This is a genomic window from Allocoprobacillus halotolerans, assembly GCF_024399475.1.
Taxonomy (GTDB): domain Bacteria; phylum Bacillota_I; class Bacilli_A; order Erysipelotrichales; family Coprobacillaceae; genus Allocoprobacillus; species Allocoprobacillus halotolerans.
Genome location: NZ_CP101620.1, coordinates 1,079,223 through 1,102,276 on the forward strand (window position 1 = coordinate 1,079,223; position 23,054 = coordinate 1,102,276).

The 23,054-nt window shown below is 29.3% G+C and carries 25 protein-coding genes, 1 pseudogene and 1 riboswitch; of the genes and pseudogenes, 6 read left to right on the top strand and 20 right to left on the bottom strand.

Going from position 1 to position 23,054, the window contains the following annotated elements; genetic code table 11:
• The 3 genes from dapA to NMU03_RS06415 form a co-directional block, all read right to left on the bottom strand.
• Window positions 1-897 (bottom strand): 4-hydroxy-tetrahydrodipicolinate synthase, encoded by an 897-nt coding sequence (gene dapA / locus NMU03_RS06405; RefSeq protein ID WP_290141812.1) that lies wholly within the window; start codon window positions 895-897, stop codon window positions 1-3.
• A 10-nt stretch (window positions 898-907) separates the two neighbouring features.
• Window positions 908-1,357 carry an ACT domain-containing protein gene (locus NMU03_RS06410; RefSeq protein ID WP_290141814.1) on the bottom strand — a complete coding sequence of 150 codons (450 nt, stop codon included), beginning with the start codon at window positions 1,355-1,357 and terminating at the stop codon, window positions 908-910.
• Window positions 1,358-1,422: 65 nt separating this feature from the next.
• Window positions 1,423-1,594, bottom strand: a riboswitch (Lysine riboswitch).
• Window positions 1,595-1,802: 208 nt separating this feature from the next.
• Window positions 1,803-3,074 (bottom strand): transposase, encoded by a 1,272-nt coding sequence (locus NMU03_RS06415; protein WP_290138468.1) that lies wholly within the window; start codon window positions 3,072-3,074, stop codon window positions 1,803-1,805.
• Window positions 3,075-3,268: 194 nt separating this feature from the next.
• Between NMU03_RS06415 and NMU03_RS06420 the strand changes: the two genes are divergently transcribed.
• Both NMU03_RS06420 and NMU03_RS06425 read left to right on the top strand, forming a co-directional pair.
• Window positions 3,269-4,327: a metallophosphoesterase gene (locus NMU03_RS06420; RefSeq protein ID WP_290141815.1), complete on the top strand. Its 1,059-nt coding sequence runs from the start codon at window positions 3,269-3,271 to the stop codon at window positions 4,325-4,327.
• A 67-nt stretch (window positions 4,328-4,394) separates the two neighbouring features.
• A complete protein-coding gene (locus NMU03_RS06425) occupies window positions 4,395-5,063 on the top strand; it encodes a BglG family transcription antiterminator (RefSeq protein WP_290141816.1) in 669 nt (222 codons plus the stop codon).
• 147 nt (window positions 5,064-5,210) lie between these two features.
• Here NMU03_RS06425 and NMU03_RS06430 read toward each other — a convergent pair whose 3' ends face one another.
• From NMU03_RS06430 to NMU03_RS06460, 7 genes and pseudogenes are all read right to left on the bottom strand, one after another.
• Window positions 5,211-5,366: a hypothetical protein gene (locus NMU03_RS06430; RefSeq protein WP_290141817.1), complete on the bottom strand. Its 156-nt coding sequence runs from the start codon at window positions 5,364-5,366 to the stop codon at window positions 5,211-5,213.
• A complete protein-coding gene (locus NMU03_RS06435) occupies window positions 5,354-6,079 on the bottom strand; it encodes an Rpn family recombination-promoting nuclease/putative transposase (RefSeq protein WP_290141819.1) in 726 nt (241 codons plus the stop codon). The genes NMU03_RS06430 and NMU03_RS06435 overlap by 13 nt, the downstream gene beginning before the upstream one ends.
• 224 nt (window positions 6,080-6,303) lie before the next feature.
• Window positions 6,304-7,644 (bottom strand): MATE family efflux transporter, encoded by a 1,341-nt coding sequence (locus NMU03_RS06440; protein ID WP_290141820.1) that lies wholly within the window; start codon window positions 7,642-7,644, stop codon window positions 6,304-6,306.
• Window positions 7,645-7,745: 101 nt separating this feature from the next.
• Complete coding sequence (locus NMU03_RS06445; RefSeq protein ID WP_290141821.1) at window positions 7,746-7,967, bottom strand: hypothetical protein; 222 nt, start codon at window positions 7,965-7,967, stop codon at window positions 7,746-7,748.
• A gap of 1 nt (window position 7,968) precedes the next feature.
• Window positions 7,969-9,302 (bottom strand): annotated as a pseudogene (mnmE, locus tag NMU03_RS06450) (tRNA uridine-5-carboxymethylaminomethyl(34) synthesis GTPase MnmE).
• 95 nt (window positions 9,303-9,397) lie between these two features.
• Window positions 9,398-9,640: a hypothetical protein gene (locus tag NMU03_RS06455; protein WP_290141822.1), complete on the bottom strand. Its 243-nt coding sequence runs from the start codon at window positions 9,638-9,640 to the stop codon at window positions 9,398-9,400.
• Window positions 9,627-11,372, bottom strand: coding sequence for an ABC transporter ATP-binding protein (locus NMU03_RS06460; protein WP_290141823.1), 1,746 nt, complete (start codon window positions 11,370-11,372; stop codon window positions 9,627-9,629). Before NMU03_RS06460 ends, NMU03_RS06455 begins: the two co-directional genes overlap by 14 nt.
• A gap of 278 nt (window positions 11,373-11,650) precedes the next feature.
• Here NMU03_RS06460 and NMU03_RS06465 point away from each other — a divergent pair, with 278 nt between their 5' ends.
• Window positions 11,651-12,019 (top strand): nuclear transport factor 2 family protein, encoded by a 369-nt coding sequence (locus NMU03_RS06465; protein WP_290141825.1) that lies wholly within the window; start codon window positions 11,651-11,653, stop codon window positions 12,017-12,019.
• 43 nt (window positions 12,020-12,062) lie between these two features.
• On the opposite strand, the gene NMU03_RS06470 is transcribed toward NMU03_RS06465, so the two are convergent.
• The 10 genes from NMU03_RS06470 to rpmH form a co-directional block, all read right to left on the bottom strand.
• Window positions 12,063-12,839 (bottom strand): glycoside hydrolase family 1 protein, encoded by a 777-nt coding sequence (locus NMU03_RS06470; protein ID WP_290141826.1) that lies wholly within the window; start codon window positions 12,837-12,839, stop codon window positions 12,063-12,065.
• Between the two features lie 8 nt (window positions 12,840-12,847).
• On the bottom strand, window positions 12,848-13,486 hold the full coding sequence (locus NMU03_RS06475) for a glycoside hydrolase family 1 protein (protein WP_290141827.1): 639 nt from the start codon (window positions 13,484-13,486) through the stop codon (window positions 12,848-12,850).
• Window positions 13,487-13,502: 16 nt separating this feature from the next.
• The gene (locus tag NMU03_RS06480) at window positions 13,503-14,285 is read right to left on the bottom strand and encodes a PTS transporter subunit EIIC (RefSeq protein WP_290141828.1); all 783 of its coding nucleotides are present in this window, start codon (window positions 14,283-14,285) and stop codon (window positions 13,503-13,505) included.
• Entirely contained in the window at window positions 14,237-15,070 is an 834-nt protein-coding gene (locus NMU03_RS06485) for a PTS transporter subunit EIIC (RefSeq protein ID WP_290141829.1), read from the bottom strand. The genes NMU03_RS06480 and NMU03_RS06485 overlap by 49 nt, the downstream gene beginning before the upstream one ends.
• 81 nt (window positions 15,071-15,151) lie before the next feature.
• A complete protein-coding gene (locus NMU03_RS06490) occupies window positions 15,152-17,110 on the bottom strand; it encodes a BglG family transcription antiterminator (RefSeq protein WP_290141830.1) in 1,959 nt (652 codons plus the stop codon).
• A gap of 117 nt (window positions 17,111-17,227) precedes the next feature.
• A complete protein-coding gene (locus tag NMU03_RS06495; protein WP_290141831.1) occupies window positions 17,228-17,719 on the bottom strand; it encodes a Jag family protein in 492 nt (163 codons plus the stop codon).
• On the bottom strand, window positions 17,698-17,829 hold the full coding sequence (locus NMU03_RS06500; protein WP_290141832.1) for a Jag N-terminal domain-containing protein: 132 nt from the start codon (window positions 17,827-17,829) through the stop codon (window positions 17,698-17,700). Before NMU03_RS06500 ends, NMU03_RS06495 begins: the two co-directional genes overlap by 22 nt.
• A gap of 15 nt (window positions 17,830-17,844) precedes the next feature.
• Window positions 17,845-18,708, bottom strand: coding sequence for a YidC/Oxa1 family membrane protein insertase (locus NMU03_RS06505; protein ID WP_290141833.1), 864 nt, complete (start codon window positions 18,706-18,708; stop codon window positions 17,845-17,847).
• A gap of 2 nt (window positions 18,709-18,710) precedes the next feature.
• Window positions 18,711-19,046: a ribonuclease P protein component gene (gene rnpA, locus NMU03_RS06510; protein ID WP_290141834.1), complete on the bottom strand. Its 336-nt coding sequence runs from the start codon at window positions 19,044-19,046 to the stop codon at window positions 18,711-18,713.
• A gap of 41 nt (window positions 19,047-19,087) precedes the next feature.
• A complete protein-coding gene (rpmH, locus tag NMU03_RS06515; protein ID WP_003535525.1) occupies window positions 19,088-19,222 on the bottom strand; it encodes a 50S ribosomal protein L34 in 135 nt (44 codons plus the stop codon).
• A gap of 511 nt (window positions 19,223-19,733) precedes the next feature.
• On the opposite strand from rpmH, the gene dnaA reads away from it, so the two are divergent.
• The 3 genes from dnaA (at window position 19,734) to NMU03_RS06530 (ending at window position 23,053) form a co-directional block, all read left to right on the top strand.
• Window positions 19,734-21,077 carry a chromosomal replication initiator protein DnaA gene (gene dnaA, locus NMU03_RS06520; protein WP_290141836.1) on the top strand — a complete coding sequence of 448 codons (1,344 nt, stop codon included), beginning with the start codon at window positions 19,734-19,736 and terminating at the stop codon, window positions 21,075-21,077.
• Window positions 21,078-21,226: 149 nt separating this feature from the next.
• Window positions 21,227-22,330: a DNA polymerase III subunit beta gene (gene dnaN, locus NMU03_RS06525; protein WP_290141837.1), complete on the top strand. Its 1,104-nt coding sequence runs from the start codon at window positions 21,227-21,229 to the stop codon at window positions 22,328-22,330.
• A 51-nt stretch (window positions 22,331-22,381) separates the two neighbouring features.
• Window positions 22,382-23,053: a response regulator transcription factor gene (locus NMU03_RS06530; protein WP_290141838.1), complete on the top strand. Its 672-nt coding sequence runs from the start codon at window positions 22,382-22,384 to the stop codon at window positions 23,051-23,053.
• The last annotated feature ends 1 nt before the right edge of the window (window position 23,054 follow it).

Below are 23,054 nucleotides of genomic sequence, written 5' to 3' on the forward strand. Positions count from 1 at the left end.
TTAATAACCCTTCTTTTCAAATCTTTCCATTGCATCAAATAATAACTTCTTATTGGCTTCAGTCGTTGGAATCAATGGACGTCTCACCATTTCACCACAAACACCCATTTTCTTTAATGCAGCTTTAGGCATGATTGGATTGACATCAACAAACAAATACTTGCTGACATCATTCAAATCATATGCCATTTGTTTCGCTAAATCCATATCACCATGTAAAATCGCTTGAGCAAATTTTTCTGTTTCTCTTGGATAAAGATTAGATAATACAGAAATCACACCTTTTCCACCTGCAGCCATAAACGGTAAAATATTATCATCACAACCACTATACATATCAAAATCTAAATCTCTTGTTTGTGTTAAAACATCCATTGCATAAGCAATATTATCAGTTGCATCTTTCATTGCTTTAATATTCTTATGTTTCGCAAGTTCAACAACTGTATCAACTGTAATATTCATTCCTGTACGTCCTGGTACATTATAAATAATCATTGGAATATCGACTTGATCTGCAATATAAGTATAATGATCAATTAAACCTCTTTGACTTGTTTTATTATAATATGGCGTTACGACTAAAATCGCATCAGCTCCTACTTCTTTAGCAAACTTGGCTTTCTTTAATGCTGTTTCTGTATCATTTGATCCGGCCCCTGCAATCACTTTGACACCTGTTCCTTTTGCCATTTCCATCACAATCTTTGTTAATTCAAATTCTTCGTTAATATGAATAGTTGGTGTTTCTCCTGTTGTTCCATTCACTAAAAGAGCCTGTACACCTCCATCAATCATTCTTTGAACTTGTCTTTTAAATCCTTCATAATCAATACTACCATCATCTAACATGGGTAATACTAATGCAACTGCACTTCCTTCAAAAATTGGTTCCATAACTTTCCTCCTATTTATATTCTTTCTTAATTTCTGACATCGCTAAATCAATATATTCCAATGGAATAACACAAGAAATAGATACTTCTGATGTTGTAACTTGAAGTAATGGTATTTGATGTTTACCTAACACTGTAAAAAAGATTGCCGCAACACCCACTTCATCTTTCATTGCATCACTTTCAAGTTTAATTTTTGCGACTTGTCTATTTTGATAAATTTGTATATGGGGATGCTTTGTTCTTACTATTGACAAAGCCTCATCTAAATTCTTTTGGTCATCTTGACTACATGTAAAATCAATACGCATTTCATCTTCTAAAAGCACTTCTGAAATCATATCAATATTGACATTCTTTGAAGAAATTGTTTGAAAAATATCACCTACAAATAATGAGTTCTTTTCTACATTCATCAATTTGACTTGGATAATATGACGATCAGATTCAATCAATTTCATTATTTTCACCTTCTTTGTTAATAAAAAATTGCAATGGTCCCATTGCAATAATAAAGATTATTTTATTAAGCAATAGCACACCACTTTATCCTAAAGTGACAGTGATATAGATATTCTCTATACCCCCAGGCAATAATCACATGCAAATAATTATCCCTTCGGCAATCGTTCCTCCTTCTTTTTAGTTGCACCTATTGATATAAAAGAACTCTTAACTCTTGCACCTCTATCTTTTTTTATACTATCATATGAGCTCTTTGAAAGCAACCTTTATTTTTTTGACTTTCGGTTTTTTGCATTCTTTTTTGAAGGGTATGTCTTGTTGTTTATTGTCATAACCCTTGTTTTCTTATCTATATCATCTTTTTTGTTTTTATTCTCTTTTTATTGTAGCTGAAAAAGTGTCATTTTCATGACCTTTTTTATTATTTACTATATGTTCATTTTATAGTTTCAGTTGCAGCTGCCTGTATTCCTGCTTCTCTCTTATATTTTGAAACTCCTTGATTCCCTTTTGTGCATATTTTAATATTTCCTGTATCCCTTTACTGATCTGATAGCACCAGTAATATCTCTTTCCTTTAAGCGATTTGCTTCTCTCTATCATCTTTATGACTAGTAATTTCTTGTCTACTTTCTCTGCCAACAGTGTTATATGCCCTATATGCATCATCAATATCGTATTCAATACATTTATTGATTTCATTGTCCTTACTCTTATATTTTCAAAACCATACTGATTCTTTTTGAATCTGAATTTCTCCTCGATTCGCCACCTTGACATATATGCCCTCACTATCTTATGCACATCTCTTTTATTCCTGATCTCTCTATTCGTTAAAAGCATCATCGGTTTTTCTTCACTTAATCCATACACAATGACTAGATTTAATATCCTTCCCTTTTGTGATGGCAGTTCCACTCTCGTATGTGATACATAGACTTCACTGTCTTCCTTAGAAAAATACATGTTCATCTTAATCTTGCCTTTTCTTCTTTTGGCGATTTCTCCTACTTTCTTTGGCTTCCCTTTAAACAATAATGTTCTATTTTCTTTGAGTCTGATGATGAAATCATCTGCATTATGATTTTCATCTATGAAGTAATCATAAAATACATTGGCATCATATCCTCTGTCACATACAAATGTACATCTTTCAGGAATGAGAGATTTGACATATTTTATGCTCTTTATTGTTTCATCGTTCATTGACTTGAATCCTTCACTTTCAGTTGAATAGATATGGCTATACAAAGATATTGGATGATGTTGATCCTGTGTGAGGGCAGTTGCCTCACATACATGGTATCCAGGATAAATGTCATCCTTAAGTGAGGAAGCATCCCTGACCATACAAAGATCTTCAAATTTTCTTCCATATTTTTTGATGATTTCACTGTTATCAAGTAAAATGATCCTGTCTTCGCTAAGATGCTTGATAACCATATCATTATAATTGGATTTCATTTGGTTCATTGCTTCATCATCAAATTGAGCCAAATGATTGGATAATCTGTCAATTGTATAATTGAGCTTGATATTTTCATCAAGAGCTCTGGCAATATCGCTAAGTAGAACACTTTGACTTCTTGCAAGACCAAACATCATGTCCATGACAAACTTGGCAGCAGGTTTATCAAGACTGTCTGATAATTTATTAGAAAAATTGACAATTTCTCTTTTCGTTTCATATAGATCTGTGGTAAAATAACTCATGGAAAATCCCTCCTAAATTTTGTTTATTGAGATAAAATTATTATAACATTTTAGAGGCTGATTTTCCTTATAAATAAAGCAAAACAGGCAATTTGTGAATAACTTTTTACCTGTTTTTTATTTTTTTACCGAAACTCAAATTATTTTTTATTCAATTATGTTATACTTGTAAAAAAAGAAAAGAGGTCCTGATTATGATGATTCTATTTTATACAATTTTATCTCTCTTTCTTATTATAGCACCTTTTTACTATTTTCTTCGTATATTTAAACATATGAAAAAAAGTTCGCGTTATATTCTCTATACATTAACAATTGTATCTATATTAACACTTCTTATAAAAATCTTTTTAAAACCATCTTTTGATTTATGGTTTTATACTGTTAGTTTTTATATTCTATCTTGTTTTCTATTTTGTTTATGTATACTCATTTATCGTTTATGGTGTCATTACTTTCATCATGCTTTTCAAAAATCAATAATGCCTATATTTGTATTAATTTCACTATTGGTTACAGGTATTGGTTATTATTCTCATTTTGATAGACAAGTCACTCATTATCAAATTTCTATTGAAAAAGATACAACATTAAAATCTTTAAAACTTGCTTTTATCAGTGATATTCATATAAGCAGTGGAACAACACCACAAGATATTCAAAATCTTGTCAAAACATTAAATCAAAAAGACTATGATCTCATATGTTTAGGTGGTGATATTTTTGATGAATCTTCTTCAATGAATGATATTGAACAAACTTTGCAAATTCTATCAACTATTCATAGTCAATATGGTATCTTTGCGATAGATGGTAATCATGAAAGATATGTATCAATATCTACTCAAGAACTTTATCAAAAATATCAAATCACATATTTAAATGAAAATTTTGTATGTATTGATGGTCTTTTTAATATAATAGGACGAGAAGATGTCAGTCTACGCACTTCTACTTCCATAGAAACAATCTGTCAAAATATGGATATGTCTTTACCAACCATTGTCTTAGATCATAATCCTTTACGATACGAAGAAAACCTTAAATTTGCTGATATACAGCTTTCAGGTCATACTCATGCTGGTCAAGTTTTTCCTGGTTCTTTGATTACTGGTTTGATTTATGATAATGACTACGGCGTACTTATAAAAAACAACAAATCTTTGATTGTTTCTAGTGGTTATGGGTCATGGGGATTTCCGCTACGATTAATGACACAATGTGAATACGTTGAAGTACATGTTTCATTTTGAGAAAAAATTTTTTATAGTAGACTTTTGAATTCAAATAATATATCATATGAAAAGCGAGGTAAGGATTATGGTTATAGAATTAGATAGTCAATATGAAAACAGAAAAGAAATCATTGAAAACATTGTAAAAAAAGTTATTCAAGACAATCAAATTGAAATGACTGAGATTTCTTTTGATAACTTAATTATTCATCTCTCTTTATGTCTTTCTAGAGAAATGAGTGGAACTTATATTCCAACAAGTGAAAGTCAAATCAATCATTTAAAGAATCATGAATATTATCAAATTTCTAAGCAAATCATTGAACAATTAAATGATTATTTCCATATTGAGATTGATGAAAATCAAGTGCAATATGTAACTATGTATTTAGCAAACATCAATCTTTTAGATATTGATTTTAACTGTGAATTTGATTTATATGATGATGATACAGAAGAAATCATTAATGAAACAATTAATCGCATTCAAAATGATCTTCAGTTAGATTTAAGAAAAAATAAAGAGTTCTATACAGGAATGACTTTACATTTTTATCCTGCTTTAGATCGTTTACAAAACAATCATCAATTAACTGACAATCCATTAAAAGATAAGATTCAGGCTCAATTCCAATTAGAATATAAATGTGCTGAGATTTTTAATGAAATTGTTGAACAACATTATCATCAAAAATTTAATGAACATGAATTAGCCTATATTGCTTTACATTTTGGAACAGCTTTAAAGAAATAGAAGTTGAAAAGCTTCTATTTTTTTATGCAAAACTTTTATGAAATATCTTAAAAAATATGTCAATAAATATATATGTAAAAATAAAGAACTTCATCATAATTGACGAAATTCTTTATTTTCTCCACTTAATATAATTCTCATGTATATTTAGATATACTTCAACACATCTTTTTCACTATGTATATCTGTTATATGTAATGCAAGATTGTTTAACTCTTCTTCATTACTTAATTCAATTCTCAATGTCAATTCAGGTGTGAGTTTTCCTAATATTTTTTTAAGTTGAGCCATTAGTATTTGCATTTTACCTTCTTTTTTCCTTCCTGCTCAATGTCTTTCCAAAATGACCACATTGCCATAGTCTCTTCTTCTCCTTTCACTTGTTCTAAAATATCATATCTTTCCGTAAGTATCGCTATCACCCTTGCGGCTGTCTTTGAGACTTCCATCCCTTTGAAATCTTCTTTCTCTTTTCTCCATATCTGATTAACTGTTTTGACGATATTGCGATTATCCTCATTTTTGAGTAGGTGATAGTCCAAATCCTTGATGTCTACAATCTTCATCTTCCAGTCATTTGGCATCCCCTTCAAGCTTTCAGGAATATCCATTCTTTCTACCAGTGACGTGGCTGCTGTCCATCTTCCTTCGCCATGAAACAATACGAGGCTGACAACTGGCATGATCTTGTAGCTCTTGTACTCCTTATCCTGCATGTTGTAGGTTAATGCATCATAGAGAAGTGTTCTTGACACCATTGTAAAATCAACCTGATCCTGTGCTTCCAATGCCAAGATAGCCTGTGAATCCTTTCCTTTCCACAACATGATGACATCACGTCTTCTTTCCCTGGAAATATAATTGCCTACAAAGATTTCACTTGTATCCATTCTTTGAAGTTCATCAGGCTTAATGACATCTTGACCGCCATAGAGAATAGCGTTCATCATATCAGCAAAGTGTTCAGGATTTCTGAAGAAATCTCTAATGACATCATCAACTTTCAAATCTTTCATAATGACCTCCTTTCAATATATTCCAGGAGGGTTCATAGACATTATACAATAATATTTGCTTATTGTAAACATACATCATTTTAATAAGAACCCTCCTATTATTTATATACGCAATTTTTTTCTATTTTTCTTTTTTATTTCCAACTTTTTCATATTTTTTTAAATTTAAATATTTTAACTAATAACTTTCCTATATAAACTAAAAAATCAGCTTTAAGCTGATTTTATACAAATGCATATTTACGAACTTTCAAATAACAAATCAAATGAACACTTAGTGTGAGTAACCAAGATATTGGATAAGAGATATAAAGAATAAAGAGTGTATGATGTATCTGGAAGATTGTAAATATCCATATAATTCTAAATAAACAAGCTCCTGTTAAAGATACAAGCATTGGCATAATTGAATAACCCATTCCTCTTAAACTTCCTACAATGACATCCATGATTCCACATAGAAAATACGTTGTACTGACAAGACTTAAACGAACCATTCCTGATGTTATAACTTGTGGATCTGTTGAATAAATAGCAAGCAAAACATCTCCTAATAAATAAGCACCAAATCCTAAAACAAATCCAATAATTGTAACAACAGCTAGACATCTGACAAGAATTTGATTAACTCTTTGATAATTTCTTGCTCCCATATTTTGACTTGTAAAACTTAAAGATGTTTGATAAATAGAATTCATCGCTGTATAAACAAATCCTTCAATATTACCTGCAGAAGTATTTCCTGCCACAATAATAGATCCAAAAGAATTGACTGATGATTGTATTAAAACATTAGAAATATTAAAAACCATCCCCTGTAATCCTGCAGGCAATCCAATTTTCAACATTTTTATCAATTTATCTTTATGAAAATGTAATTGATCTTTTGATAGTTTTAAAACTCCCTCAGCATGAATTAAGCATCTTAAAACAAGAATGGCTGATATACATTCTGACATCATTGTAGAAATAGCCACTCCAGCAACACCTAAATGAAATACAATAACAAATATCAAATTAAAAATAACATTAATAATACCTGCAAAAGTTAAATAATAAAGAGGTCTTTTAGTATCTCCAACTGTTCTTAATAAAGCAGCTCCAAAATTATAAATCATAAAACCAGGCATACCTATAAAATAAATACGCATATACAATGTTGACAAATCAATCACATCAGCTGGTGTTCCCATAAGTTGTAATAAAGGACCAGCTAAAATATTACCTACAAATATCATAAAAATACCACCATAAATGGCTGTACAAATAGCTGTGTGAACAGTTTCTGATGCATTTTCTTCATCATGTGCACCACAAAATCTTCCAAATAAAACATTCGCTCCTACTGATATTCCTATAAATAAATTAACCAATAAGTTAATCAAAGAACTTGTTGAACCTACTGCTGCTAAAGCTTCACTTCCGGTAAATCTTCCCACAACAATAATATCCGCAGCATTAAATAATAACTGTAATATCCCCGATAACATTAAAGGTACTGAAAAAACAATAATTTGTTTTAATAATGGCCCATGACACATATCAATTTCATAACTTTTACTCATCATCTTATCCCCCTTCCCTTGTTTGTTTATTATAGCACTATTATATCATAATGATAAATCTTTTCGTTTTTTGAAATGAAAAAGATGAATTTCTTCATCTCTTACTTACGCTTAAATATTATATATAAAATATATAAAATAACACTTTCTAAAAGACAGGCAAAGGTCATCAATATTGCAATATAACTTATAAGAGAAAGTGTTGGATTCCCTCTATTAAAAGCTGTCACAACCAAAAAGACGATTACACTCACTAAACCAACAACTCTTAAATATCTAAAAAACTTATAATATCTTTCAGCTAAAAATTGATACTTTTTCATTTTATTTCCCTATACAAAAGCGTTTAAATAACTCATCTAATAAATCTTCTTTTGCTCTTTCTCCTAATATTTCTTTTAAACTTTCCCAACTTTCATATAAATCCGTCACAATTAAATCAGTTGGAACATAATCATGCATAGCTTGGATTGCATTTTGTAATGATTGTTTTGCTTTTTCTAATAATTGAATCTGTCTAGCATTGGCGAGTATATCATCTTGTGAAGATGTTATTTTTCCTAATGCAAACATGTCTTTAATTTGATGAATCAATGGCTCTATATCATGATTCTTCGCACTAATATAAATACCATCTATATCTTGCATTTGACCTTGATCTTTTTTATTAATCACAATAATTCTTTGAGTATCCTTTGATAATTCTAATAATTCATAATCTTCTTTTGTTAAAGATTTTGAACCATCTAAAACAAGTAAAACCAAATCAGCTTGATGAATCAATTCTTTAGATTTAGAAACACCAATATTTTCAACAAGATCATCTGTTTCTCTAATACCTGCTGTATCAATCATATTTAAAATAATATTATCTAAACGAATTGTTCCTTCAACAATATCTCTTGTCGTACCAGCAATATCTGTCACAATAGCCTTATCTTCATCTAACAAAGCATTTAATAAACTTGATTTTCCCACATTTGGTTTACCAATAATGACAGTTGAAATACCATCTTTCAATAAATGAACATTTCTTGATGATTCAATGATATGATTCATTTTATCCTGTAATTGTTGACTTCTAGGAAGTAATGACTCTGCTGTTAGTTCTTCAACATCTTCATATTCAGGATAATCAATATTCACTTCAATTTGTGTAATAATCTGAATTAAATCTTCTTTTAAATCTTCAATAAAATGACTAATATTTCCTTGTATTCCTTTTAATGCGAGTCTGGAAGCATAATCATTTTTAGCACTAATTAAATCACTAATCGCTTCAGCTTGAGATAAATCAATACGTCCATTTAAAAATGCTCGTTTAGAAAACTCGCCATGTTTAGCCATACGTGCTCCTTTTTTAAACAAAGGTTTAATACCTTTTGTGTAATAAAAACACCACCATGACAATTGATTTCAACCATTTCCTCGCCAGTAAATGTTTTCTGTCCTCGATATATATTCACTAAAACTTCGTCAATTTTTTCATCTTGATCTTTAATAAAACCATATGTAATTGTATGACTCGCTTTATTGATGATTTGACCTGTAAAAAATTGTTGTACAAAAGCAATACAATCTTTTCCACTTAAACGAATAATTGAGATTGCTGCTTCTAAACGCGATGTCGCAATAGCGACAATAATATCATCATTCATTGATTTCATTTCCTTTCCTTTATCCTTCATATAGTATAACAATATCTTTTTGAAATATCTATGAACTTATGAAAAAAAGTAACACTAACGTGTTACTAACAGTAATTTTGTAAATACATAGCTGGATTGTCTTGATATTTTTGAGCTTCTTGTTCATCCAAGAAAATAGAATAATGAATCTGTCTTGATGAGATTTGATGATAACCACTACAATTACCATAACCTTCGATTTCAAAAGTATACTCATTTTCATTTCCTTGAATATTCATGACTTTACCACTCATAATCCAACCCTGTACAATAAAATAAACAACTTGCCCAGCTTTAAGCATGATCATCTTCCAATCCTTCAAATTGTAAACGATAGTATTTGGCATACACATTATTTTTATTTAATAAAAATTGATGTGTTCCTCTTTCTACAATACCATTATTACCAATAACAATAATTTCATCCGCATTTCTGATTGTAGATAATCTATGAGCAATCGTAATACAAGTACGATTTTTCGCAAGAACTTCTAGACTTTTTTGAATATGACGTTCACTTTCGTTATCTAAAGCACTTGTTGCTTCATCCAAGATTAATATTTTAGGGTCTTTAAGAAAAATTCTCGCAATAGATATACGTTGTTTTTGCCCTCCACTTAAACGTGTTCCTCTTTCTCCAACATATGTATCATAACCATCAGGTAAACTCATAATAAATTCATGAATATTGGCTTTTTTTGCTGCTTCAATGATTTCTTCATCACTCGCACCTGGTTTTCCATAAGAAATATTTTCTTTAATTGAACCTGTAAACAAATAAACATCCTGTTGTACAATTCCAATAGATTGACGTAATGATTTAAGTGTCAGTTTTCGAATATCTTGACCATCTATTTCAATACTTCCACTCGTCACATCATAAAAACGTAATAATAAAGAACAAATTGTTGTTTTTCCACCACCAGAAGGTCCAACTAAAGCAATTGAACGACCTGAATCAATATGAATATTCAAATGATCCAATACTTTTTCATCATCATATCCAAAACATACATCTTTATAATCAATCACACCTTTGACATCTTTTAAATCATGACTATCAGGCGCGTCTTCTATTTCTACCTGTGTTTCCATCACTTCATTAAAACGTTTAAATCCTGAATATCCTTTTTGAAGCATTTCAGTAAATTCTACAAGCACTTCAATTGGTGTAATGAAAATATTAATATATAAAGCATAAGTTGCTAGAGCGATAGGTTCTAATGAACCCTCAGCAATAAAGAAACCTCCACCAACTAATATTGTGATATAAAGCAAACCTTGAAAGAAGTTATTACCACCTTGGAATTTACCCATACAATGATAATTATTTTTCTTACTTTGTAAAAATCTTTCATTACTTCTTGCAAATTTATGTCTTTCAATATCTTCGTTCGCAAAAGACTTTACAACTCTAATACCCGCTAAAGTATCTTGTAAAGAAGCATTCACTCCTGCAATCTTTTGACGATTATCCATAAATGTTTGTTGCATAGCCTTATTTTGTCTTAATGAAAACAACAACATACATAATGTCACAATCATTAAAAGAATTGTTAAAGGTATATGGATATACATTAATAAAATAAATGAACCAATAATTTTTAATAAAGAAATAAAGACATTTTCAGGTCCATGATGGGCAAATTCACAAATATCAAATAAATCACTTACTAATTTACTCATCATTTCTCCAGTATTATTACGATCATAATAAGAAAAAGATAACTGTTCAAATTTATCAAATAGATCTTTTCTCATATCTCTTTCCATCTGTGCACCCATAATATGTCCTTGCGCAGATACATAGTATTTACATAAAGCACGAATAGCATACATAATGAATAGAAAAACTGCTAACCAAAGCAAATTCTGGATAATTTCCTGATAATGAGATATATACAATGTATCGTTTAAATAATTTAATATCTGAGGAAATGCTAAATCTATTATACTAATAACCATTGCACAAATCATATCTAAAATAAAAACAGTTTTGTATGGTTTATAATATTGAATAAATTTTCTCATAATCTTCATATTTATTTATACCCCCTTTACAATGTCTATTATTATAACATAGTTCTCAAAAATAGCTATTCATATGACATAAATTTAATGAAAAGAAAGAGAGGAAAATTGATGATTATCTCTTTTATTGATATAATTATTAACAAGAAATAAAGAGGAAATATAAAAATGGATAAAAAGAAAAATTATTTAGCTTTGTGCATATCTTTAGGATTATGCATTGGTGTCGCTATTGGAACAAGTTTAGAAAATAAGAATAAAAATAAATAAGTATAAAGGAGATCATTATGAATATTCATGAGTTTTGGAATGCTGTATTAACACAAAATGCAAAAGATTTACGTCATTTTTTTAATGAAGATGCTTATATTAATTGGCATTGTACAAATGAACATTTTACTGTTGATGAATTTATACAAGCCAATTGTGAATATCCTGGTCATTGGGATGGAAATATAGAAAGAATTGAATATCTCAATGATTTAATAATTAGTGTTGTCAATGTCTTTTCAACTAATCATCAATTATCATTTCATGTCGTTTCTTTTATAAAGATAAAAGATCATAAAATTATTTCTATTGATGAATATTGGGGTGATGATGATTTAGCTCCATCATGGCGATTAGATAAAAATATTGGAACACCTATTATTTAAAAACTCTATCATGAGATTGATTTCTCATTGATAGAGTTTTCTTTTAGAGTTCTTCTCCTTGGGTTTCTATGATATGTTTATACCAATAAAAACTATCTTTTCTATGTCTTGATAAATCTCCACTTCCATCATCATGTTTATCTACATAGATAAATCCATAACGTTTTTTCATTTCTCCTGTTGTGGCTGAAACAAGATCAATTGGACCCCACATCAAATAACCAAAACATTCTACATGATCTTCTAAAATGGCTTTCTTCATTTCACTCAAATGTGTCTGAAGATATTCAATACGATAATCATCATGAATCTTTCCATCTTCCATTTTGTCAACAGCACCAATACCATTTTCAGTAATCATGATTGGTAATTCGTATTTTCGATAGGTATAATTTAATAAGTATCTTAAACCAATGGGATCAATTGCCCATCCCCATTTGCTTTGTTTCAAATATGGATTTTGTGTTCCACCCCACAGTGTCTCTCCTTCTTCATCTTCTGCTTTTGATACTTCACTAGAATAATAGTTCATCCCTATAAAATCTAGCTTTCCTTCGAAAAAGGCTTTTTCATCTTCTTTTGTGATTTCTAAATGGATACCAAAATCATCATATTCCTTGATTTTATATTTTGGAAATGATCCATTACACATCGCATCTATCTGATAGTAATCTCTATCCATATCCTTAAATGCTCTCATGACATTCTGTGGATTGCAGTCCTTTGGATAGGTTGGTGTAATCCCAAAGACACATCCTACCCTATTGTTTTCATCTATTTCTCGAATTAATTTTGTGGCTTTTACTCCTGCTAGAGTCATATTATAGCCTATGCGAGCGAGAACTTCTTTTTGTTCCCTTCAATCTCACTGTATTTCAATCCAGCAATAATATATGTAAAGATGTCGGATGCTTCTGTTTGAGGATCAATGTGATTCATTTCATTGAAGGTTACCCAATATCTAACTTTTCCTTTAAATGATTTGACAACAGTTTCAACATAATGTAAATAGAAATCTATAACTTTACGATTGAGCCATGAATCATAATGACGCACAAGATAGACTGGCATTTCAAAATGATAGAGTGTAATAATCGGTTCAATGCCATGTTGAATCAAAGTATCTACAACATCATGATAATAGGCTAGTCCTTTTTCATTTGGCATATCCTCATCACCATGAGGAAATATTCTTGACCAGTCAATAGAAATTCTCAAAGCCTTGAATCCCATTTGGGCAAGGAGTTCAATATCTTGTTTATAGCGATGGTAGAAATCAATACCTTCATGAGAAGGATATTTTTTATCTTCTTCAATTTCTAAAGTAAATTCTCTAGGCTTTTCATAAGTACCAGAAGTAGCAAAATCCATGATACCAGGACCCTTACCATCTACCTGCCATGCTCCTTCTAGTTGATGGGCAGCAATACTTACGCCCCATAGAAAGTTTTTAGATAATTTTGTCATAACTATCTTCCTTTCATTATTCTTCTATGTTTTCTTCATTTAATTCTTTTTGGTATTGTTGCTTATCTGCAATCTTAAAGAATGGATAATAAACAACTAAAGAAATAACGACAACTAAAAATGCCCATATTGTTGTGGACCATGCGCCACTTGTCATTAAGAAACCAATAATAATTGGAGGTGTTGTCCATGGAACCATTGATACAGTTGGCATAGCTATAATACCTGATGTCATCAATACAAATGTGGTAAAAGCAAGAATTCCTGGTAATAAAACAAATGGAATTAAGAAAATTGGGTTAAAACAAATTGGTGTACCAAAAATGATAGGTTCATTAATATTAAAGATTCCTGGACCAATTGACATTCTACCTAAAGTTTTAAAATATTTACTTTTAGCCATAAAAGTCATTAAAATCATAAGTCCAATAGTTGCTCCGGTTCCACCAGCCCAGATTAATGTATCTGTTCCATAAGTTGCTGGAAACAAAGCAGCCTGTCCAGCAGCAATCGCTTCTTCATTAGCGACTCCATTAGCTAAAATAAATGGATAGGCTACATCACAAATAACTGCACTATTAATACCACAGAAGAAAACCAATCCCATTAAAGCATGATATATAGCATATCCCCATGGTGTATTTAATAATAATGAAATAGGTGACATTAAAGTTGACATAAATGTATTAATATTAAATTTAAAGACAATGGAAATAATTCCAAAAATAGCAAATACAATTGTTGCTGGAATTAATGAAGAAAAAGATTGACTAACTGCTGGTGGTACACCTTCGGGCATTCTAATAACCCAATTCTTTTTTCAAATAATGATAAGATACGAACTGTTACATATCCTACAACAATAGCTGTCAAAAGACCTGAAGTACCAAAACCAGAAATATTAATACCTGTTTCAATATCATATTGTGTTAAGACAAACGCACCTAAAGATGTCACAACATTTGTCCATTTATTCGCATTGAATGCTTCTGCACTATAATAACCAGTTGCTCCAGCAACAAATAAAGCTAAAATTCCTGTTGTACAAGCATTCACTGCACTAAAGAATGGTGCAACTGGTGCTAAAAGATTAGCAATTGGTTCATAAGGAATATTCGCTAATAATATTGAAATACTCCCAATAATCAACAATGCCATTGAGGCACACATTGCATTACGTATAATTGATAGGGTTCTATTACTCCCAAACTTTAAAGCAATCGGCATTAATTTGCTTTCAATAACTGCTGATACTTTATCCATTTTTATTTCCTCCTGATTCAATTCTATTTTCTTTAATACTCTTACCAAAACAGATTTTCCATCCATTTCCCCATACTCTTTTCGGCCGATGAGTAAGACAGGTATTTGTAGTGGTCTGGCATATTGAAGAATTCTTTTATATTCATGTTCTAATTGAGGAGCAACAAGGACAAAGTCAGCTTTATCTATATACTGAGATACTTGGATAACACTGACTGAAGCTACAACACAATCTATCCCTTGTTCTTTGGTAGCTATTCTCATTTTTTTAGCTAATAGACTTGATGACATCCCAGCTGAACAACATAATAGAATTTTCATATTTACCTTTCACCTACTTTCATTATAAATTAAAATAAAAATACTTAAATTGAATCAATTTCACCTTAAAAGAGGAAGTTATTAACCAAATAAAACATCTATATCATTCTTTTCTTGTTCTTTCGCAGTTTTTCTTAATATTGTCTTTAAATCATCCAATGATGGATTCTTTTCTAATTCTTGTAAAGCCTTTTTATCATAAACTAAAGCTGATAACGTTTCATGAAGTAACCCTAAGGCTTCTTTTGAATCTTTTTGAATAGACAATAAGAAAATATATTTTACATATTGTCTTTTCCATTTCACTGGTTTCTTTAAAATACCCACTGCCACAAAAGTTGAATCAGTTATAGGTTTCATTGGATGTGGCATGGCTATCGCATTACCAAACTCTGTTACTGAATATTTTTCTCTTTTCATGACTTCATCTTCAAATTGATTAGGCACATCTTTTACCATTGCTATTCTTGAACACATTTCATGAATCAATTGTTTACTATCTTTTCCTTTTAAATCTAAGAAAAATAAATTATCTGAAAAATATTGATCAATAAATGATAATGTTTCACTTTGTTGTTGAAAAGCATCACTCAACATTAAAACATCTTGATCATCTAAGAAATATTGAACATGAATACTTGGTATCTCTGTTTGAAATGGAATCGGTACAGTTGTTAAAATAAAATCATAAACAGATTGATCAATATTAGGTAATTCATATAATTCAGTAATATAAATACTTTGAATATAATCCTTAAACTTTTGTCTTATCTTATATAACAAAATCTGTGAACTTCCCATACCACTGGCACAAATAATAATAATATTCTTTTTAGGACCTTGTTTTTGATATCTTTCTATTGCAAGTTGAAAATGTAACGCAATATACCCCATTTCATTTTCATTCATTTCCACATGATAAATTTGATGAATAATATTCGCTGTTAAAATACTCATTTCAAAAGCTAAAGAATTTTCTATTTTAATTTGTTCCAATAATGGATTTTGAATAACCATCTGATATTTTAATCTATTCATCATGGGTAAAATATGTAATGTCAATGATGTTTTTAAATCCATATCCATTGTAAAATCCATATGATATTTATCAGCAATCTCCCTAAATATTCTTTCTAATAAATCTTCATATTCCTGATTGACAATTAAGTGATTGGTATTATATTGAACAGCTTTCTTTCCTGATAAATGTAAAGCAATATAATAGACTTCTATCTGTGGAAAACAAATATGAAATTCATCTTCTAATTTTTTACATAAAATTGTCGCAATATTGTATTCTCGACTTTCTATGATATATTCATCATATTCATAGGGTGTATTGGATTGAACTTCTTTTAATCGAATCAAAGCAATCATGATATGAATCACAAGATTCTCAAATCCCATATCTGTTAGCTTAAATTGTTGTTCAACCATTGTTTTATATAAAAGATTAGAAATAATTTCTTGTTGTTTAGATGCCTTCGCTTTTTGAAGATAACTTTCATCGCCACCATGAATATGGAAAAAATATTGTGAAATGCATGAACGTTTATGAAATTCACTACCTTTTATTTTTAAACCATAAGCTGGTTTGGTTTCTAAATCTAAATGAAAGTATTTTAATTTTTCTCTTACTTCTTTTAAATCATGACTTAATGTCGAACGACTAACAAATATCATATCACATATATCTTCTATCTTTATATAATCATCCGATGTTAAAAACATCTTAATCAAATAATCAATTCTTTCTTCAGGATAAATAGGTATTAACATTTGATTCTGTGATTCACTTTTCATTAGTTCTTCAATATATTGAAAATATTCTTCTTCATTATGTATTATTAAAGAATATCCCACTGCATGTTTAGATACAATTTCTAAACCATGATTCGATAGTTCATGACGATATTCTTTAATATCATTTCTAAGTGTTCTCACTGTCACACCTAGTTCTTCACATAATTCTTTTCCTTTAATAGGTTGTTGACTTTGACTTAATATTTTAATAATCTTAATTAATCTTTTTTTATCCATATTCTCACCAACATTATTATACTATAAATATAATCTATCCCTTCATTCCAATTTTTTCCTCTTAAAAGAGGAAATGAATAAAAAACATCAACTACCCTAAGATAGTTGATGCATTTTTTATTCTACATATGAAATTGTCGTAAATCTTTCTTTTCCTTCTCCTTGACTTTCTGTCTTTAAATGTTTATTAAAATCAGAAATTGTTTGATGTACAACTTTTCTTTCATCAGCAGGTAAAGGATCAAGTTTTACTGCAATCTTTGTTCTTAAAACTTGTTTACCAAGTCTTTTTGCCATAGCTGAAACTTTTTTATATCTATTTTCTTTATAACCATTAATATCTAAACTAATTTCAAATCTTTTCTTAAATTCATTTTGAACAGCTTGTCTTGCGATAAAATTAAAAGCTCTTAAAATAACTCCATTTTTACCAATTAAAATAGAATTGTTATCAGAATTAATATTGCAATAAATACGTCCATTTTGAATATAAGAAACTGTTTCTACTTGAAATTCCATATTTGTTAATGTTTTTCTAACAAAGTTTTCCAAGTATTCTTGAACCATACTTTCACAATAACATTCAATCACAACTTTTTTAGAAAACAAACCTTTTTTTCTTCAATAATTTCATATGTCAATTCATCAGGAGTGATTCCTAAATCTTGGCAAGCATGTTGAATCACATCATCTAAAGTTTTTCCTTCATATATTTTCATATATTTGCCCAGTCCTTATTTATCTTTTTTCTTTTCAATATGGTAAAGCTGAATATAAACTGTTCTTGCAATTGTAATTAAACTTGTTGTAATCCAATATAATGACATTGCTGTTGGCATAGATACTGCAAACCAAACAATCATCACAGTCATCACAATATTCATTGTTTTCATTGATTGTTGTTGTTTTGAAACCTTATAACGAGGATTTCTCTTTAACATAATATTGTTAATTTCAATAGCAAAATATTGTGTAATACCAACTAATGCAACAATAACAATATATGCCCATTCACCATTTGTAATAGCTGACATCGGTGTCACACCTAATCGTAATCCAAATAATGTTGATTTATATAAAATTTCAACTCTTTGAACAGCCTGCCATACTGCAAGCATGATTGGTAATGTTAAAAATGTTGTAAAACTACTAAACATGCTAATATTATGCTTTTTATATAAAGCTTGGATTTCAGCACTTTGTCTCATTTGAGAAGCCTGATCTTTTCTACCAGCATATTTTCTTTGAATTTTTTCCATTTCTGGTTGAAGCAACTGCATTTTTTGAGTTGATTCAGTTGATTTGATCATGATAGGTAAAATTAATAAGTTAATGAAGATTGTCATTCCAACAACTCCCCAAGCAACGTTACCTAACATATTACTAATAAATAAAATACCTCTAGCGATAGGATAAGTTAATATAAAATCAAAAAATCCTAAATCACTTAAACTCCAAGGTGTTGACTCATTAATAGCACGTGATGCAATAAGTTCTCCATTTTTATCAAGATTACTTGTACATCCCACTAATAGTACGACAACGGCTACTAAAGCAAATACCTTTAAAAACTTCTTTGTACGTTGATCTAAATACATTGTTACTTTTCCATCCTTCTACTTATTTTATTATATAGAGATATTAAACTCTTTAAATTATCCTGATATGAACAATTTAAATAATTATATCTCACTATAATAATAAAATCCATTTTCTGATCTTTATCAAAAACTTGTTGAACCATCATTCTGACTTGTCTTTTTATCTTATTACGAACAACAGCATGACCTAACTTTTTACTAACAGAGATTCCCACTCTTAAATGTTCTTGACTCGGTGCACAATACACAACAAATTGTCTATTAGCAACTGATTTTTTCTTTTTAATAATAGACTGGAAATCTTCATTCTTTTTAATTCGATACTCTTTTTTCATATTTTTTTAGAAAAAAAACCACATTGAAGTGGAATTTTTTGTTAGGCAGATAAAACTTTTCTTCCTCTCTTACGGCGACGAGCAAGTACTTTTCTTCCGCCTACTGTTGCCATTCTAGCTCTAAAACCATGAGTTTTTGATCTTTTTCTCTTATTTGGTTGATATGTTCTTTTCATTCTTTACACCTCCAAATTAGTAAATTTTTTTATACACAATAACATATGCCTCATTATTATATGAGTTTTGTTTTTATAAGTCAATGAAAATATCTAAAATTATTTGATAAATCAAGCATTTTCTTTTACTGGATTGTTATATTTTTAAATCTATTTGCATATACTAGAAAGAGGAAATCATACACTGTTCACAGTTTATGCACATATTCTAGAAAGTTATGCACAATTGTGCATAACTATTCAAAAATCCACATATATCGACAATTTTCATGTGCATTCTTTGTTACTTTTAGTGTGAATAAGAAAAACTGTGGAAAATTGTGCACAGTTGTGCACATGGCATAACTTTTTATGCACAATTCACATCTATGAAAATTTGTGTAAAATTAAAAAAAGCCCGTTATATCAATATATTTTGATGTGCATAACTATGTGAATAAGTTGTGTACAATTTTTTTTATCTTCTATTTATGCACTTTTTCCTTTATAATGTGTCTTGGAGATGGTGAAAATGAATAATTTAGATATGAACTGGCAAAAAACTTTAAGCTTGTTTCAGGGAAAACTTGATGATTATGGTTTAGATAAGATTGGTTTTGATTCTTTTTTCACTACCTTGGAAATTAAAGACATTGTTGGCAGTGTAGTCACAATTACCGTTGATACCAAATGGAGCTATGATGTTGTTGAACCTTACTTAACACATTTACAAGAAATCTATAACACAGTAACCAATGGTCATTATCAGCTACACTTAATGACTGAAGAAGATTTTAAACAAAGTCACGTGAATCATGAGCATCTCTTACAATTTGATGATCATTTAAATCCTGATTTGACTTTTGATAATTTCGTTATTGGTAATAGTAACCGTATTGCGCAAAATGCATCATTAGCGGTTGCGATGAAACCTGGTGTTTCCTACAGTCCTTTATTTATACATAGTAATTCTGGACTTGGAAAAACACATTTATTAAATGCTATTGGGAATTATGCTAAAAAACGTGATCCATCTATTCATGTCTTATTTACAACAAGTGAAAATTTCGTTAATGAATATATTCAATCATTAGCGAATCATTCTATGGATGAATTTAACTATAAATATCGTCAAATGGATATCTTATTAATAGATGATATTCAATTTATGGCAACCAAAGAATCATCAAGTGAAATCTTTTTTAACATTTTCAATACCTTAATTAGTAATAAAAAACAAATTGTCATTACATCAGATAAACCACCTCGAGATTTAAAAGGAATGGAAAGTCGTCTTGTCAGTCGTTTTTCATCTGGTTTAACTGTTAGTATTGATACACCGGAATTTGAAACCGCCAAAGCTATATTAAGAAAGAAGATAGAAATTGAAAATGTTGATTATCCTATTACGGAAGAAGTCTTAGATTTTATTGCGACACACTTTAATACAGATGTTAGAGAACTTGAAGGAAGTTTAAAAAGATTATTATTTTATAAGTTAATATGTGGTAAAAAATTAGATGTTATTGATTTAAATTTTGCTTTAGAAGCTTTTAGTGATTCCTATAATCAACCTGTTCAAAAGAAAGAACTCACAGTATCAAATATAAAAAAATGTGTAGCTGATTACTATAATTTAACAGTTGCTCAAATCAATTCTAAATCAAGAACATCAAGTATTATTGTCGCTAGACATATTGCCATGTATTTAGTTAGAGAATTAATTGAAGATATTTCGTTTATTCAAATTGGTCATGAATTTGGTGGACGTGATCATTCTACAGTGATGAAAGCTTGTCATAAAGTCCAACAAAAATTAGATAAAGATATGAATTATCGTCAAGCTATTCAAGAGATCAAAAAGAAACTTGTGTAAAAGTTATGCACAGTTATCCACAACTTATGCACATATAAAAAATAAAAAAACAATGAATAAAACGTTACTTTTTTTGACTTATTCATATTGTGCACAGTATTATTATTATGATATTATTTAAATAATATAAAATATAAAGGAGATCATTTATGAATTTTAAAATTAAAAGATTAGAATTATTAAATGCTCTAACAAAAGTTTCTAGAGCAGTTTCTATAAAAAGTCCACTTCCTGTTTTAACTGGAATTAAGTTTAACTTAAAAGATGATGAATTAATTTTAACGGGTAGTGATAGTGATATTACCATTCAAACAAGTATTCATGACAATATTGAAATCATGGAAACAGGTAGTGTTGTTTTATCTTCACGTTATATATTAGAAATTATTAAAAAGATTGATTCTGAAGATGTACATATTTTTATTGTTGATGGAACACTTACGAGAATTGAAGGAGCTAACTCTCGTTTTGATTTAAATGGAACATCTTATATTGATTATCCTCGTATTGATTTAAATAAAACTGGTGTTAATTTACAGATGAAATCAACTGATTTAAAAGAAGCCATTGAACAAACATCTTTTGCGACAAGTGAAAAAGAAACAAGACCAGTTTTAACAGGTGTTAACTTTAAGGCAAAAAATCATGTTCTAGAATGTATTGCGACAGATAGTTATCGTCTTGCTAAACGTATCTTAAATATTGATTCTGATATTTCATTTAATATTATTATTCCTAAAAAGAGTTTAATTGAAATTAGTCGTATTATTGAAAAAGATGAATTGATTGATTTATATGTTTCTGATCGTAAAGTTTTATTTGTTTTTGATCTTGTTTTAATTCAAACAAGATTAATTGATGGAACTTTCCCAGATACTGGTCGTTTAATTCCTGATAGCTTTGATTATTCAATGAGTATTGATAGTACAAGCTTATTAAATTCTATTGATAGAGCTTCATTATTAACAAATGAACAAACAAATATTGTTAAATTGACAATGAATCAAGATTCAGTAATTTTATCATCATTTTCTCAAGAAATTGGTTCTGTAGAAGAAAATCTATCAAGAGCTTTCTTTAAAGGTGAACCTTTAAAAATTTCATTTAGTGCAAGATATTTAACTGATGCCATTAAAAGTATTAATGGACAAAAAGTTCGTGTTTTATTTACTGGAGAAATGAAACCATTCATTATTAAAGATTTTGAAAGAGAAGATATTATTCAATTAGTTTTACCAGTAAGAACATATTAAGCGAGTCTATGATTGACTTGCTTTTTTGTTATAATGGAAATTGGTGATGGTATGGAAAAAATATTACTTGTTGAAGATGATTTACAGATTATTAAACATTTAAAATCTTACTTAGAAGAAAATGGTTATTATTTTATCAGTGTTGATGGACAAAAGAAAGCCATGCAAGTGCTTGAAAATCAAACCATTGATTTAATCTTATTAGATATTTCTTTAAAAGAAGGTAATGGTTTTTCTTTATATAATGAAATTAAAGCTTACTATGATATTCCTATTATCTTTTTAACTGCACAAAGTGATGAATTTAGTATTATTACAGGATTTAATTTAGGAGCTGATGATTATATCTCAAAGCCTTTTCAACCTCGTATTTTATTATCACGTATTCAAAATATATTAAGAAGATATAAAAAACAAGAACAAATCTTTCAATATCAAAATCTTCAAGTTCAAATCACACAAGCAAAAGTCTATAAAAATCATCAAGAAATCTTTCTTTCAGCATTAGAATATAAATTATTATTAATCTTTATCCAACATGCTCATCATTTATTGACAAGAGATTTCTTATTAGAAGAACTCTTTCAATTAACTGGAGAAGATATGAATGATAATACATTGACAGTTTATATTAAAAGACTACGTACAAAGATAGAAGATGATCCTCAAAACCCTCAAATCATTCAAACCAAAAGAGGATTGGGTTATCAGTTAGGTGATTGAG